This is a genomic window from Pandoraea cepalis (assembly GCF_902459665.1).
Classification (GTDB): Bacteria; Pseudomonadota; Gammaproteobacteria; order Burkholderiales; family Burkholderiaceae; genus Pandoraea; species Pandoraea cepalis.
Genome location: NZ_CABPSL010000011.1, coordinates 1 through 14891, shown reverse-complemented (window position 1 = coordinate 14891; position 14891 = coordinate 1). Strand labels below are relative to the sequence as shown.

General features: G+C 64.1%; 12 protein-coding genes and 1 pseudogene. 7 read left to right on the top strand and 6 right to left on the bottom strand.

Features of this window, described 5'->3' with window-relative positions; genetic code table 11:
- Nucleotides 1-59 precede the first annotated feature (59 nt).
- The 5 genes from PCE31106_RS14500 to PCE31106_RS14480 form a co-directional block, all read right to left on the bottom strand.
- On the bottom strand, nt 60-1250 hold the full coding sequence (locus tag PCE31106_RS14500; protein WP_217425911.1) for a pyridoxal phosphate-dependent aminotransferase: 1191 nt from the start codon (nt 1248-1250) through the stop codon (nt 60-62).
- 203 nt (nt 1251-1453) lie between these two features.
- The gene (locus PCE31106_RS14495; protein ID WP_150563822.1) at nt 1454-2647 is read right to left on the bottom strand and encodes an aminotransferase class V-fold PLP-dependent enzyme; all 1194 of its coding nucleotides are present in this window, start codon (nt 2645-2647) and stop codon (nt 1454-1456) included.
- A 39-nt stretch (nt 2648-2686) separates the two neighbouring features.
- The gene (locus tag PCE31106_RS14490; protein ID WP_150563723.1) at nt 2687-3823 is read right to left on the bottom strand and encodes a porin; all 1137 of its coding nucleotides are present in this window, start codon (nt 3821-3823) and stop codon (nt 2687-2689) included.
- 156 nt (nt 3824-3979) lie between these two features.
- Entirely contained in the window at nt 3980-5281 is a 1302-nt protein-coding gene (locus tag PCE31106_RS14485; RefSeq protein WP_150563722.1) for an MFS transporter, read from the bottom strand.
- Nucleotides 5282-5362: 81 nt separating this feature from the next.
- Nucleotides 5363-6775: a M20 family metallopeptidase gene (locus tag PCE31106_RS14480; protein ID WP_150563721.1), complete on the bottom strand. Its 1413-nt coding sequence runs from the start codon at nt 6773-6775 to the stop codon at nt 5363-5365.
- 137 nt (nt 6776-6912) lie between these two features.
- Here PCE31106_RS14480 and PCE31106_RS14475 point away from each other — a divergent pair, with 137 nt between their 5' ends.
- Nucleotides 6913-7863, top strand: a complete 951-nt coding sequence (locus tag PCE31106_RS14475) for a LysR family transcriptional regulator (RefSeq protein WP_150563720.1) — start codon at nt 6913-6915, stop codon at nt 7861-7863.
- A gap of 218 nt (nt 7864-8081) precedes the next feature.
- Here PCE31106_RS14475 and PCE31106_RS14470 read toward each other — a convergent pair whose 3' ends face one another.
- Entirely contained in the window at nt 8082-9284 is a 1203-nt protein-coding gene (locus PCE31106_RS14470) for an ammonium transporter (RefSeq protein ID WP_150563719.1), read from the bottom strand.
- A gap of 383 nt (nt 9285-9667) precedes the next feature.
- Here PCE31106_RS14470 and PCE31106_RS14465 point away from each other — a divergent pair, with 383 nt between their 5' ends.
- The 6 genes and pseudogenes from PCE31106_RS14465 to PCE31106_RS14440 all read left to right on the top strand — a co-directional run.
- Nucleotides 9668-9967 carry an antibiotic biosynthesis monooxygenase family protein gene (locus PCE31106_RS14465; RefSeq protein WP_017233725.1) on the top strand — a complete coding sequence of 100 codons (300 nt, stop codon included), beginning with the start codon at nt 9668-9670 and terminating at the stop codon, nt 9965-9967.
- A gap of 170 nt (nt 9968-10137) precedes the next feature.
- Nucleotides 10138-10869, top strand: coding sequence for a FadR/GntR family transcriptional regulator (locus PCE31106_RS14460; protein ID WP_150563718.1), 732 nt, complete (start codon nt 10138-10140; stop codon nt 10867-10869).
- Nucleotides 10870-10919: 50 nt separating this feature from the next.
- On the top strand, nt 10920-12332 hold the full coding sequence (locus PCE31106_RS14455) for an FAD-binding oxidoreductase (RefSeq protein WP_150563717.1): 1413 nt from the start codon (nt 10920-10922) through the stop codon (nt 12330-12332).
- 107 nt (nt 12333-12439) lie between these two features.
- Entirely contained in the window at nt 12440-13330 is an 891-nt protein-coding gene (locus PCE31106_RS14450) for an amidohydrolase family protein (protein ID WP_174975198.1), read from the top strand.
- 90 nt (nt 13331-13420) lie between these two features.
- Nucleotides 13421-14650 (top strand): MFS transporter, encoded by a 1230-nt coding sequence (locus PCE31106_RS14445; protein WP_150563716.1) that lies wholly within the window; start codon nt 13421-13423, stop codon nt 14648-14650.
- A gap of 75 nt (nt 14651-14725) precedes the next feature.
- A pseudogene (locus PCE31106_RS14440) lies at nt 14726-14891 on the top strand (electron transfer flavoprotein subunit beta/FixA family protein); the annotation flags it as partial.

Below are 14891 nucleotides of genomic sequence, written 5' to 3'. Positions count from 1 at the left end.
TCCGAGATTCGGGTGGGGCGGCTCCGGGGCGCCGCCCCACCCGATCGGCATGGCTGGGCTTAGGCGTTGGTTGCGGTGCGATGCGCAAGACGTTCGAAAAACGCGTGCAATCGATCCATCGCTTGCACCACCTGGTCGCGCGACGCCGACCCGAAGCACAGCCGCAGGAAGCCCTCGCCTTCACCACCGTAGAAGCTTCCCGCCTCGACCACCACGCGCGCTTCACGCAGAATTTGCTCCGCGAGCTGCTGCGAGGGCACACCGGTCGCGCGCACATCGGCAAACGCGTAGATCGTCCCTTCGACACGGTCGCAGCGCACGTTGGGCATCGCGTTGAGGCGTTCAAGCATAATGCGGCGCTTGATGTCGTCCTGCGCAATCATGTCGCGCAGCGCTGCGCCTTGCGAGGCGATGGCCTCCAGTGCGCCCGCCTGGATGAAGGTGTTGACGTGCGTCACGTCGTTCGCCGTTATTTTCACGATGCCGGGCATCAACCAGGACGGCGCGGTGAGATACCCGATACGCCAGCCATCCATCGCATAGGACTTGGTGAATGCAAACAGCGTCACGGTGCGCGCCTGCATGTCGGGCAGCGATGCGATGCTGATGTGCTGTGCCCCGTCGTAAGTGATGTCTTCATAGACTTCATCGGATACCACGACAAGATCGTGCGCGATGGCGAGCTTTGCCACGGCCTCCAGTTCGTCGCGCCGGTAGACACGTCCGGTGGGGTTGGCCGGATTGACCAGCACAAGCATGCGCGTTCGCGGCGTGATAGCGGCCGCAATGGTCCGTGCGTCGATCGCGAAGCCGTTCTCACGGTCGAGCGGGACAATGACAGGGCGTGCGCCAGCCAGTTCGATCTTGCCAATGTGTTGCGGATAGTAAGGCGACAGGAGAATGACTTCATCGCCCTCGTCGAGCAGTGCAAAAAAAGCCGCGAACGAACCGTGCGTCAAGCCATTCGTGACGAGCACGTCGTTCGATCCCACGTCGAGACGATTCTGGCGACGCAGCTTGTCGGCGAGCACTTCGCGCAGCGCTGGCAGGCCGCGCATGTCGCTGTAGTGCACGTCGCCGCGCATGAGCGAGTCGGCCGCCGCTTGCTTGATGGGCAGCGGCGTGTCGGCATGCGGCAAACCCACTTCGAGATGGATCAGATCGGTGGTGTCGCCGTCGAGGCGGCTCGCCATCTCGTACATGCCGAACGATTTCGGTGAGGTGTTGGTGATGCGTTTGGCCAGTTTCATGATGCAGATTCCTTGCGAATCTCGGGATCGGAGGGGCGCCGGACATCGGCCGGCATTGCCATGCGAGGTGTGGAGCGTGCGCGATGCGCGTCAGGCGAGCGGGCCTGCGGGCGGACCGGTCAATGTGCAGGCAATGCCACGCGAGCGCGGACGCGTGTGGCGATGCGTCGGGGCAAGGGCGGCAGGGCGCGCGGTGAGAACGCTCATGTGCCCGTTCCTTGAACGGCACGGGCTGCCACGCCGGACGGTGCGCCCGACAGCACGTGCGCCATTCGCTGGACCCCGGACATCGTCGTGCAGGGACCCGGCGACAGGCGCAACGTGGTCCCGCGCACATCGGCGTGCACATGATGCGCGGCGAGTGCCGCAATGAGTGATTGGGGATCCGTCCGCGCGGGCAAGCCCAGCATCACGCTACCGCCACGCATGCTGGGGTCGCGTGGCGAGAGCAGCGCGATCCCGAGGCGGTCGGACATTTCGATGATGGCGTCGCACAGCGCCCGGTTGTGGGCGCGCAAGGCGCCTGGCGGCTGGTCGAGCAGCCAACGCACGCCGGGCCGCGAGGCGAGGAATGGCAGCACCGAAGGCGTGCCCGTGTCGAGCCGTCGCGCATCGGGGGCGAATGCGAAGCGATCCAGATCCCAGTTGAACGGATTGCCTTGACTGAACCATCCCCGCGCGGCGGGTGCGAGCGCGTCGATATCGAGCGACGGCGATATCCACGCGACACCCGCGCCGGGCACGCCGCCCAGCCACTTGAGCGTCGAGCCACACAGGAAATCCACGGGCGTCTGAACGATGTCGAACGGCACGATGCCGAGACCTTGGGTCACGTCCAGCGCCAGCAAGCTGTGGCGCGAGTGTGCATGCGCCACTAGCCGTGGCAGGTCGACGCGCTTGGACGTCAGCGACGAGACCCACGTGACCACGGCCAACGCCACGTCGTCGCTCCAGGCGTCGACGAAATCGTCGTCATGCAGATAGTGGGCATTCGGTCGCAGCGGCACGGTGCGAAGGGCATAGCCATAGCGTGACGCCAGCCCGGACAGCAGAAAATGCAGGCTCGGGAAGGCGTCTGCCGCCACCAGTATCGTGCGGCCGGCCAAGCGCGCCGGACCGAGCGCATCGAGAAACCGGTGCAGCGCGTCGGTCACGTTCTGCGCTGTATACCACTGCGACACCTGGTGCGGCGGGGCGCCTATCAGGGTAGTGAGATCGGCCAGAAGCGCCTGCTTGCTGGCCAATGCCGATGCCCAGTGCCGGTCGTCGGGCGCGCACCACTCGCGAGCAAACTCGCTCAGCGCTGCGGCGATCTGCGTTTGGCGTCCCGGCCACGCACCGACTGAGTGATAGAGAAGCCAGCCACCGAAATCGTCGTCGCCATACTGAGATTGCATCGTCACGCCTAACTCCCTGATTGATTGCCGGTCCGCGATTCAGAACGTATGCCGCATGCCGATGCGCATCAGCACCTGGTTCGGTGTCGATGAGCCCGTCAGGCTGATGATGTCCGCGCGCGGCGCGGTGCCGCCCGCATGCTGACCGATGAGCTGTGCATACACATCGGTGCGTTTCGAGAGGAAATAGTCCGCGGTCAGGTTGCCCTGCTGATAACTTCCGCCGCGAAACGCGGTGTAGGTGTATCCGAACCCATAGCGCCATGCCGGCGTCGCCTGCCAGGCAATGCCGGCCAGATAGTTGAAGAAAGTGCCTGAAGTGGCGCTGGTCGCGCCGACGTATTCCGCGCGCGTGAACATCGCGTTGACGATAATGTCACGCGTGATGTCGTACGTGCCACCCACGCCGGCGATCTTCGCGGCCGCGCCACCGAGGTTGGTCGTGACCGAGTTGGTCACCAATTGGGTAATGGCGACCGAACCCTTGCCGATATAGGTATACGCCGCGCCCACGTTCAGCGGTCCGTGCGAGTAGTTCGCGCCAAAGCTCGTCGTATGCGCTGCCGTACCGACATTGGTGCTGTCCTGGTTGGCGAAGCCGTAGGCCGCACCGATCTTGACGCCGGCCATGTCCGCGGTGACGAACTTCACCGCATTGTTGAAGCGCTGGCCGCTCACGCGGTCATTGTCGAGCGGCGTGTTGCCGTAACCGCCGGTGCTGAGCGTGGCATGGTTGTATGCGCCGAGCGCTTCGAACATGAAGTCGTATTGGCGCCCGATGGTGATCGTGCCCACCCCCGCCTGCGTCAAGCCGACCCAGGCCTTTCGGCCCCAGAAAACGCCGCCTTGGCCGGTCTGGCCCGTTGCCAGAGAATAGCCGGTTTCGAGCGTGAAAAAGCTTTTCAGGCCGCCGCCAAGATCCTCGATGCCCCGGAATCCCAGCCGGTTCCCTTGCATGACACCCGTGTCGAGCAATGCCTGCGAGCTGCCGCCGGCGTTGTTGATCATCGTCAGGCCCGCGTCGAGAATGCCGTAGACCTGAACGTTCGATTGCGCCTGCGCCGAGTGCCAGGACAGCAGGCAGGCCGCAGCGAGGCTTGCGGCAGTCAGCGCGTGCGCTCGACGGGCATTGCGGTGAGTGGACGGGTGGTGGTGCGTGAGTGATTTCAACAACATTATCGACCTCTGTTTTGGAGTACTAATCAGGTCGACAATCGCAAGTGCGATGTCGGGTATCGGTGAGTGATTTCCCTGGCTGAGGGCGTCTTGCGACGACAGCAGCGTCGGGGCGAACGTGGACGGTTGCGGCGGTTACCGCCGCGGGTTGATGCCTTAGACGTGCTTGTCGGTCTTCGCGTGGTAGATGCCAATGCAGAGCAAGCTCAGCACGGCGCACCCCATCAGGTAGAAGCTTGGCGACACAGCGTTGCCGGTCCACTTGATGAGGACGGTGACCAGCCACGGCGTGAACCCGCCGAACACCATCACGCCGATGTTGTACGAGAAGCCCAGGCCAGTACTGCGCATCTGCGTGGGAAAGAGAGAGGAAAGCACTGCGGCCAGCGGACCGAAGTACACAGCCTTGAGCACGCCGGCGAGCACCATGATGCTCATGAGCAGCGCGAACGACGGGGCTTGGATCAGCCAATAGAAGCACGGCACGATCGTGATCAGTGTGCCGGCCGCCGAGGCGACCATCATGCGGCTGCGACCATAGCGGTCGGCCAGATGGCCCATGAACGGTGTCATGATCATCAGGATGGCGCCCGTGACCACCGTGGCGGCGAAGCCCGACGATGCCGGCATGTGAAGCTCCTTCACGGCGTAGGTCGGCATATACAGGATCATCAGGTAGCTCGCGGCGGTCGACACGGCCATGAGGCCGGCGGCCAGGGCAACGCGACCCTTATGGTGCAGCAGCAAGTCGCGTATCGGGGCGACGCTTGAGCGAGAGGCGCGCGACGTCTCGGCAGGTAGCGTGTCGTCGATGTACTTGCGGATATACAGCCCCACCGGTGCGATAAGCAGACCGAACACGAACGGCGTGCGCCACCCCCAACTCTCGATCTGCGCCGGCGTCAGCTGCGTCGAGAGCAAGAGACCGGCGAACGAGGCGAGCAGCGTGCTCATGCCTTGACTGGAAAATTGCCAGCTCGCCAGGAATGCCTTGCGCTTGGACGGCTGTTCGATCATTAACGCCGTGCCGCTGCCGAACTCGCCACCTGTTGAAAACGAGATCAGGATGCGGGCGATCATCATGCCGATCGGCGCTGCGATGCCGATGCTGGCATAGGTCGGAATGCACGCGCAGATCAACGTGCCGATCGTGGTGAGCGTCAGCGACATCAGCAAAGACGCCTTGCGTCCGCGCCTGTCGGCATAACGACCCAATACGAGCGCGCCGAGTGGGCGGAATACGTATGACAGCCCGAACGTGCCGAACGTCAGCAACAGTGAGATGGTGTCGTCGTGCGTGGGAAAAAACAGCCTCGAGATTGTCACGGCAAAGAAGCCGTAGGCCGCGAAGTCGAACCACTCGAGCGCGTTGCCGATGCTGCTGGCGACGATCAGACGGCGAAGCGGCCGGTTGCCCGCAGGTTTCACGACCGCATTGTGGGTAGCAACGGTTTCCATGGGTTTTCAGTGCAATTAAGCCAACGTGAAGGGGGTAAACGCGTGCCATTTCGGGGCCGCGGCCAGTACGAATCGAATCAGTCAGACCAGTGAGCGGGTGCGTGCTTGTGCCAGCACGGCCGGCCCTTGCTCGCCCAGATCCCAGAACAACCCTGTCATGAGGCGCAACGCCTCGTGCGTCACATCGGCCAGCAGATGCTCGTCCGGCGCATGCTGGCGGCAGTTCGGATACGAATGCGGCACCCAGAGGGTGGCGAGGCCGAGCGTGTCGACGAAGCCTTCGTTTGGGATCGTGCCGCCCAGGTTCGGCAGCAGCGTCGGCACTTTGCCGGTGGAGGCCGCTATCGAGTCGAGCGCCCATCGTGTCCAGGGATGATCCGGGTCCAGACGGGTTGCGGCGCCCGACGCTTCGATCGACACCTCAACCCGTGCAAGCCCTTCGCGCGCCAGATGCGCCTCGATGAGCCGCTTGGCGTTGCGCCACGGCGTTCCGACCACGAAGCGCAATTGACAGACCGCTTCGGCGCTGGCCGGTATGGCGCTGATCGGCGCATCGGAATTGCCACTGCGCATGGCAAGGACTTCGAGCGTATTGGCGGCGTAGACACGCTCGGCCGGCGTCAGGCCCGGCTCGCCCCATCCCTCGGCCAACGGCGGATCCCCTGCGTCGGCGCCGATCTCCATCGAGGCGACCAGTTCGCGCACACGGGGCGGGATCGGCGGTGTGGCCAGGCCGTTGATGCGGATGCGGCCCTGACCGTCGACGAGACTTGCCAACGCATTGGCGATGACGGTCGCCGGGTTTGCCAGCACGCCGCCCCAGTTTCCCGAATGACGAGCACCGAAGTCGTTGCGGTAGCGCAAGCGGAAGTGCAGCGCACCACGCGAGCCCAGAAATACGGTCGGGGCGCTTGCGCGCTGACGCGGTCCGTCGGAAGCGATCAGTACGTCGGCCGCGAGGCGCTGGCGATACTGTTCACAGGCGTCGGCCAAGCCCGGCGAACCGACTTCCTCGCCCATCTCCACGATGGCCTTGGCGTTGAAGCCGAGACGCCCGCGCGTGGCAAACACGGCGGCGAGCGCCGCGAAATTGATGCTGTGCTGTCCCTTGTTGTCGGCGGTGCCGCGGCCGAACCAGCGGTCGCCCTCAACGCTCAGTTGCCAGGGCGAGCGGTCGTGGCTCCAGTGGGCGTCGTCGCCATTGACCACGTCTCCATGCCCGTAGAGCAAGACCGTGGGCAACGCCGCATCCTCGATGCGTTCGGCAATCAGCAGCGGCGGCATGCCGGGTTGGGCATTTGCGACGATCTCGGTGGTGAAGCCCATCGCGGCGAGCGGTGCGGCCACTTCAGCCTCCAGATACTCGCGAAGCACGGCGGCGCGCTCGGGGCGCTGACTCTCGGTGGGCAACGCGACGCGGCGCTGCAGATCCGCGAGGAAGTCGCCGGAGGCGAAGTGACGATCGATGTGGTCAAGGGCGTGTTGGCGGGACATATTTCCTGGGAGCGCATACAGAACTTTGATGACGGCCCAGCGTACCTCCCGGTAATTTTTTTTGTATTCGCAATTTAAAAACAGATCGTTGAAAATTTTGCAAAGCTCTCAAAATTTCGCTGAACCGGGTTTTTGCCATGCGCAAACTGCTTGAACCGTCGCTTTATTACTTCTCTGTCGTTGCCCAGGCGGGTTCGCTCACCGCCGCAACGGACCGCCTCGGGCTGACCGTCTCGGCCCTCAGCCGGCACATTTCCAAGCTCGAGGACGATATCGGCGTGCCGCTATTCGACCGACATGCCCGAGGCATGGAGCTCTCGCATGCGGGGCGCGTGCTGCTGCGCCATGCGCAGCGCAGCCTGGTCGATGCCCAGTCGGTCGTCGATGAAATACAGGGGGAGGAGCACCAACGGCTGCGCACGATTCGAATTGCGTGCACCGAAGGCTATGCCTTCGATTTTCTGCCTCGATCGATGGGGGCGTTTCTGGCGGCGCACCCGGAAGCGCTCGTCGAACTGGAAGTGGTGCCGGCCGATGTGGCGCATCAGATGCTGCTGGCCGGCATGGCGTCGATTGCGTTGGGCTTCAGCTTCGCGGCGGAGCCGGGCGTGCACGCCCATCTGACGCTGCCGGCGCCGGTGGTGGCGCTGCTGAGGGAGGGCCATCCGCTTGCCGCACAGAAAGCGGTGAGCCTGCAGGACATTGCCGCGTACCCGGTGTTGCTGCAGGACGCCGGCACCACCAATCGGCAATTGTTCGACATCGCCTGCAATGTGGCCGGGTTGGAAATCGTGCCACGCGTGACAAGCCGATACGTAGGGGCACTGTATCGCTTCGTGCAGACAATTCCTGGGGCGGTGCTGCCGTCGGGCTATCTTTCGGTGGCGCAACGCCTGGAGCAGGACGGGCTTGTCGCGCGGCCTTTTGACACCGAGCTGCTGCGACAGCGCCGGATGCAGATCAAGACGCTCGCCCGTCGGCAGTTGGCGCCGCTCCCGGCCCTTTGCCTGGACTGGTTGATCGGCGACCTGAACCGCATTGCGGCGTCGCCCGGCTTTCGGGAGATGGCGCCGGCCGTTGTGGCTTGACATGGCCTGGGACCGTCTCGCCCGAATGATCGCCTGACGGTGGCTCTCGTCGGCCTCGCCGGACTGGTCGGATGGCGTCCCTGCCTGTGCGCATGCATTCGATCACTGGGCGCATCGCCTTCTGTGCGCCACCTCAGAACGTCAACGCGCCGTGCGAGTGCGCAGGGAAAGGCGTCGTCGCAAACCGCGACAACGCCCCTGGTCTTCCGCCAACACACTCACCAGTTCGTCTCGCGCTCCGGCGTCGCGGTGATCTTATGGATGGAGAGGTCGGCGCCGTAGTATTCCTGTTCGTCGTCGAGCCGTAGGCCCACACAGCGTTTGATCACGCCGTACACGACATACCCGCCGGCGAAGGCGATTACCACGCCCATCAAGGTCCCGGCGACCTGCGCGAGGAAGCTCACGCCGCCCACGCCCCCGAGCGCCGTCTGTCCAAAGATGCCCGCGGCAACGCCGCCCCACACGCCGCACACGCCGTGCAACGGCCACACGCCGAGCACGTCGTCGATGCGCAGACGGTTCTGCGTCACCGTGAACAGCCACACGAACAGGCCGCCGGCGACCGCACCGACAACAAGCGCGCCCAACGGATGCATGACGTCCGAGCCCGCGCACACTGCAACGAGTCCCGCGAGCGGGCCGTTATGGATAAAGCCGGGGTCGTCCTTGCCGACCCACATGGCCACGAGCGTGCCGCCCACCATCGCCATGAGCGAGTTCACGGCAACCAGCCCTGAGATGCCGCCCACGCGCTGTGCGCTCATCACGTTGAAGCCGAACCAGCCGACAATCAGGATCCATGCACCAAGCGCCAGGAACGGAATCGACGACGGCGGATGCGCGGCGACTTGTCCCTGGCCGTTGTAGCGTCCCCGGCGCGCGCCGAGGTGCAGCACCGCAGCCAGCCCGATCCAGCCGCCAACGGCATGCACGACCACCGAACCCGCGAAATCGTGGAACGGTGCGCCCAGCGCATGCGTGAACCAGTCCTGAACCCCCAGATGGCCATTCCAGGCGATGCCCTCGAAGAACGGATAGATCACGCCGACGAGGAAGAACGTCGCCACGGACTGCGGGTGAAACTTGGCGCGCTCCGCAATGCCGCCCGACACGATGGCGGGTATCGCCGCCGCGAATGTCAGCAGGAAGAAGAAGCGAACCAGCGCGTAGCCGTTGTGCTCGGAGAGCACCGTGGCACTCGACCAGAAATCGACGCCGTACGCGAGCGGATAGCCGATGAAGAAATAGGCGAGACCCGAGACCGCGAAGTCGGTCAGGATCTTGACGAGGGCGTTGACCTGATTCTTCTTTCGAACCGTGCCGAGTTCGAGAAACGCAAAGCCAGCGTGCATGGCAAGCACCAGGATCGCGCCGAGCAGGAGGAACAGCACGTCGCCGGGTGTATTGGAATTGGGCATGAATGTGCTCTTTTGGTGCAAACATGGAGAAGAACGATGATATGCAAGAGTAATGCCAGCAATTTGTATCCCATTGATTGATATTGATGTTTTGTCTGGCGATATGAAATTTTCGGCGCCGTGCTGCACGTTCATGGTGCCGTGTGGCGTGTCGATGAGCGAAGTCCGTGCATCGACGTGACGCGCACTGGCCGAAAAAAGCGGAAAGGATGTGCGGCCGTTCATGCGATGCGTCGCGTGAACGCGCGGTATAGAATCTGACGGTCTCACGGGGCCATGCTGCCCGTCCGGTGTCGACGATGCCGCGCTGCCAACCGCGCCGTCGTGCGACGAGAACACGATCGACATAAGCGCTATCACGCGCAAATCACTGAGGAAATCCGATGATCTTTGAAATCGCCCAGATCGAAGTGAAGCCCGGCACCGAAGCCGCGTTCGAGCAAGGTGTCGCCAAGGCGACGCCGTTGTTCAAGGGCTCGAAAGGGTGCCATGGCATGCGTCTGCTCAAGTCCATCGAGCAACCGACGCACTACAGCCTGGTCGTGACATGGGAAACGCTGGAAGATCACACCGTCCACTTCCGTAACTCGGAAGCGTTCCAGCAATGGCGCGCGCTGGTGAGCGACTGCTTCGCGGTGCCGCCGAATGTGGGGCATGTCACGGAAGCGCTCATCGGCTTCTAAGGGCTACGCACATCAAGCGCAGCAACGCAGGCGGTGAAGGGAATCTCCCTCACCGCCTTTGTCTTTTCTGGACCGGGAGACGAGATGCGCACCTAGGGTTAACTCGGTGATGACTGTCAAAAGTTTTCATATAACATGCAAACCAGAAAAATATTCCGTGACGTGAGCGCATGACCACCAAGCCCAAGACCTTGACCGAACAAGTCGCGCAGCAGTTGCAGGAGGCGATCCGGCAAGGGACATATCCGATCGGCACCAAGCTGCCGACCGGCAAGCAACTCGCCGAGACGTACGGCGTGAGCCAAGCGGTGATCCGCGAAGTGACGGAGCGCCTGCGCGCGCAAGGATTGATCGACAGCCGACAGGGGGCGGGCGTGACCGTGAAGGCGCGCACGCCGTCGAGCGGTTTTCAGGTGCCGGCCGGGCAAGACGCTGCCGACCTCGCGAGCGTCTACGAGCTGCGTCTCGATCTGGAGAGCACGGCCGCCGCACTCGCCGCAGTGCGTCATACCGACGATGACATTCGCCGACTCGCCGACATCCTGGAGAAACTCGAGACGAATCTGTACCACGCCGACAATGGCGTGGAGTACGACACCGCGTTTCACGCCGCGATTGCGCGTGCCACGCACAATCGTTATTACGCCGATCTTCTTCAGTACCTGAACCTGCAGATGCGGCAGGTCGTGCAAGCGGCGCGTTCGAACACGCTGCGCCACGAGGGACTCGCCGCGCAGGTGCATCAGGAGCACGTGGCCGTTTTCAACGCCATCAAGGCGCGCGATCCGCTGCTGGCGCGCGCGGCGTCGCTCTCGCATCTGCTGCGTGCTTCGGCGCGTCTCGGGCTGACGCTGCCCGAGCGCGACATCATTACCGGCGCCATCGCGTCGACCCGCGCCTGACCCGTCGTCAGATCCCATCCTCCGCACCGTAACCCCCGACGCGCGACCCTATGCCCCTCACTGCTTTCGCTCAGCGCCTTGTCGACGCCGTCGGCGCCGACAGCGTTTTCACCTCCCCCGACGACGTTGCGCCGTGGCTCGTCGACTGGCGCGGCATGTATCGCGGCAACGCCCAGGCGGTTGTGCGTCCGCGCACGACGGAAGACGTCGCGAAGATCCTCGCGCTATGTCAGAGCACGGGCACGCCGGTCGTGCCGCGTGGCGGCAACACGGGGCTGTGCGGTGGTGCCACGCCCGACGCGTCGGCGCAGAACGTGGTGCTCAGTCTTGATCGCATGCATGCCGTGCGCAGTCTGGACACCATCGCCAACACGCTGGTGGCCGAGGCCGGCTGCATTCTCGAAGACCTGCAACGCGTCGCGCGCGATGCAAACCGCCTGCTGCCGCTCAGTCTCGCGGCCGAGGGCTCGTGTCAGCTCGGCGGCAACCTCGCGACCAACGCCGGCGGCGTGAACGTCGTGCGCTACGGCATGACGCGCGAACTGGTGCTCGGCGTCGAAGCCGTGCTGCCGAACGGCGAGATCCTGCATGGTCTGCGCACCCTGCGCAAGGACAACACCGGTTACGACCTCAAGCAGTTGCTCATCGGCTCGGAAGGCACGCTCGGTGTGATCACTGCCGCAGCATTGCGGCTGTATGCGCCGACCCCCGTGCGTCAGGTGGTGATTGCCGCGGTCACGTCGCCGCGTCAGGCGCTGGCCTTGTATGAATTGCTGTTTGCGGCGTGCGGCCCGCGCATGCAGGCGTTCGAGTTCTTCACGGGCGAGTGTGTCGACCTGGTGATGGCGCATGTGCCCGACGTGCGTGCGCCATTCGGCGAGCGGCACCCCGGCTACGTGCTGATCGAGCTGGCCGATACGGCGGACGAACTAGCGCTGGCCGCCTTGCTGGAGCGCGTGATCGAGACGGCCATCGAGCGCGATCTGTGTGCCGACGCCGTGGTGTCGTCCACGCTCGGGCAGGTGGAGGCGATGTGGAAGTTGCGTGAGGAAATCTCCGAGGCGCAGCGCGCCGACGGACCGCACCTCAAGCATGACGTTTCGCTGCCCATCGAAGCGATTCCGGATTTCATGACGAGCGCCGAAGCGCGCGTGCGGCGCGTGTGCCCGCAGGTGCGTCCCTTCATCTTCGGGCATTTCGGCGACGGCAATCTGCATTACAACCTGTCGCGTCCCGCGGGCGAGGCGGCCGACTTCATGGCGAAGCACGGCGAGGCGATCACCGCCGAAGTGCTCGACGAAGTGGTGCGTTACGGCGGCAGTATCAGCGCCGAGCATGGCATCGGGCAGCTCAAGCGCGCGTCCTTCGCGAAGTACAAGTCGCCGCTGGAGTTGCGCTTGATGCGCGAGATCAAGGCCGTGTTCGATCCGGCCGGCATCATGAATCCGGGCAAGCTGCTGTAAGCGCGTGCTTTGTCGATGAGTGCCGGCGTCCCCGGCGCTCGATCTGTTTTCCCCCGGCGTGCGCCCGACGTTCCGAGCGTCGCCCTCGCATCCCTTGAGGAGTCGATATGATTGTCACCCCCGCCGCCGGCGCGCCGCTGTGCCTCGGCCCGCTGGCCGAGATTGATCCGCCGTCGTTCGTGGTGCCGTTCGGCGCCGTCGACACGCACGCGCACGTGGTCGCGGCGAGCGATGCGTACCCGATGGTGCCCGAGCGCAGCTATACGCCGCCGCCCGCGCCAGAAGACAAGTACCTCGCGATGCTCGATGCCACCGGCATGACCTACGGCGTGCTAGTGCAAATCAGCGTGTACGGCACGGATAACCGCTACCTGCTCGAGACGCTGCGCCGCCATCCCGACCGTCTGCGCGGTATCGCGGTGGTCTCGCCGGACGTGACCGACGCCGAACTCGAGGCGATGCACGCGGCGGGCGTTCGCGGGTTGCGCATCAACGTGCTGTTCGGGGGCGGCATCGGCTTCAAGGCGATGGAAACGCTCGCGCATCGAATCAAGGATCTTGGCTGGCACATGCAGTTCCTGATGGATGTGAGCACGTTGCCCGAGCTGATGCCGCGCATGACGAAGCTGCCGGTGCCGGGCATCGTTGATCACATGGGGCACACGCCGGTGGCGCAGGGGCTTGATGCCCCAGGCTTTTCCGCACTGCGCGCGCTCGTGCGCGATCACGGGTACTGGGTGAAGCTCTCGGGCGCCTATCGCATCAGCGAGCGTTTCCCGACGTTCGACGACGTCACGCCGTTTGCGCAAGCGTTGATCGAAGACGCCCCCGATCGCATGGTCTGGGGCAGCGACTGGCCGCATGTGTCGCTCACGCGTATGCCGAACACTGGGGCGTTGCGCAATCTGCTGCCGCTGTGGGCGCCCGACGCCGACACACGCCGCCGCATTCTCGTGGACAACCCGGCGCGTCTCTACGGTTTTCCGACCACGGCCTGATGCACTGACCTTGCCGGCATTGTCGGGCGCACCGCGCGCCCGCGTACGACCCCCACTTCAAAGCACTTCAAAACTTCACGAGGAGACAAGATGGACTGGTATCGGCAGATGAACAAGACGGAGCGGCGCACGTTTGTTGCGGCGTTCGGCGGCTGGGCGCTCGACGCGCTCGACTTCATGGTGTTCACCTTCGTCATCACGACGTTGATCACCGTCTTCCAGATCGACAAGGCGCAGGCCGGCATGCTGGCCACCGTGACCCTGTTGTTCTCGGCCATCGGCGGGTGGCTGGCGGGCGTGCTCGCCGACCGCTTTGGGCGCGTGCGCATTCTGCAAGCGACGATTCTTTGGTTCTCGATCTGCACAGTCCTGATCGGCTTCGCACAGAACTTCGAGCAGATCTTCGTGCTGCGCGCGTTGCAGGGGCTGGGATTCGGCGGCGAGTGGGCGGTGGGGTCGGTGCTCATGGGCGAGATCGTGCGCACCGAGTATCGCGGGCGCGCCGTCGGCACCGTGCAAAGCGGCTGGGCCATCGGCTGGGCGGTGGCGGCGCTGTGCTACACGGCGTCTTTCTCGTTGCTGCCCGAGACTTATGCCTGGCGCGTACTCTTCTGGATTGGCGTGATTCCGGCGCTGTTCGTGCTCTTCATCCGTAAGAATGTGCCGGAACCGGCGCTGTTCGAGCGCACACGCAAGCAGGAAGCCGCCGCGGCCCAGCGCACGTCGGCATGGGCGATTTTCTCGCCGTCGCTCATCAAGACCACGGCGCTTGCTGCGTTGCTGTGTACTGGCGTGCAGGGCGGGTACTACGCCGTGACGACGTGGCTGCCCACGTTCCTGAAGACGGAGCGTCATCTGTCGGTCATCGGCACTGGCGGCTATTTGCTCGTGATTATTCTGGGGTCGTTCATCGGCTATCTGACGGGGGCTTATCTGACCGACCGTCTGGGGCGTCGGGCCAACCTACTGATTTTCGCCGTGCTGTCGGGCGTGACCATCTACGCTTATACCCAGCTTCAATTGAGCAATGATCAGATGCTCATCCTCGGCTTCCCGCTGGGCTTCGCGGCGTCGGGCATTTTCAGCGGCATGGGGGCTTACTTGACCGAGCTGTTTCCGTCGGCGGTGCGCGCCAATGGTCAGGGTTTCACCTACAACTTCGGGCGCGGCTTCGGTGCGCTATTCCCGAGTCTGGTCGGTTATCTGGCCAAGACCAGCGGTCTTGGTGCGGCCATCGGCATGTTTGCCGGCGGTGCCTATCTTGTCGTGCTGATTACCGCCTTGTTGTTGCCTGAAACGAAAGGGCGCGAGATCGAGTAAGGTCGTACGTTCCCGGGGGCCTGGCGCCGTCGTCGTGGCTCGCCGCCCGGGTTTTCTGAATCAAGGGAGTTCCGCATGAAGGTGCTTGTCCCCGTCAAACGGGTAGTGGATTACAACGTAAAAGTTCGCGTGAAGAGCGACGGCAGTGGCGTCGACATCGCGAGCGTGAAGATGTCGATGAATCCGTTCGACGAAATCGCGGTGGAGGAGGCGGTGCGCCTGAAGGAAGCGGGCGTGGCGA

Bases quoted from the DNA above. Each gene is read 5' to 3' on its own strand.
- PCE31106_RS14500 (WP_217425911.1), bottom strand. From the start codon at position 1,250: ATGAAACTGGCCAAACGCATCACCAACACCTCACCGAAATCGTTCGGC.
- PCE31106_RS14495 (WP_150563822.1), bottom strand. From the start codon at position 2,647: ATGCAATCTCAGTATGGCGACGACGATTTCGGTGGCTGGCTTCTCTAT.
- PCE31106_RS14490 (WP_150563723.1), bottom strand. From the start codon at position 3,823: ATGTTGTTGAAATCACTCACGCACCACCACCCGTCCACTCACCGCAAT.
- PCE31106_RS14485 (WP_150563722.1), bottom strand. From the start codon at position 5,281: ATGGAAACCGTTGCTACCCACAATGCGGTCGTGAAACCTGCGGGCAAC.
- PCE31106_RS14480 (WP_150563721.1), bottom strand. From the start codon at position 6,775: ATGTCCCGCCAACACGCCCTTGACCACATCGATCGTCACTTCGCCTCC.
- PCE31106_RS14475 (WP_150563720.1), top strand. From the start codon at position 6,913: ATGCGCAAACTGCTTGAACCGTCGCTTTATTACTTCTCTGTCGTTGCC.
- PCE31106_RS14470 (WP_150563719.1), bottom strand. From the start codon at position 9,284: ATGCCCAATTCCAATACACCCGGCGACGTGCTGTTCCTCCTGCTCGGC.
- PCE31106_RS14465 (WP_017233725.1), top strand. From the start codon at position 9,668: ATGATCTTTGAAATCGCCCAGATCGAAGTGAAGCCCGGCACCGAAGCC.
- PCE31106_RS14460 (WP_150563718.1), top strand. From the start codon at position 10,138: ATGACCACCAAGCCCAAGACCTTGACCGAACAAGTCGCGCAGCAGTTG.
- PCE31106_RS14455 (WP_150563717.1), top strand. From the start codon at position 10,920: ATGCCCCTCACTGCTTTCGCTCAGCGCCTTGTCGACGCCGTCGGCGCC.
- PCE31106_RS14450 (WP_174975198.1), top strand. From the start codon at position 12,440: ATGATTGTCACCCCCGCCGCCGGCGCGCCGCTGTGCCTCGGCCCGCTG.
- PCE31106_RS14445 (WP_150563716.1), top strand. From the start codon at position 13,421: ATGGACTGGTATCGGCAGATGAACAAGACGGAGCGGCGCACGTTTGTT.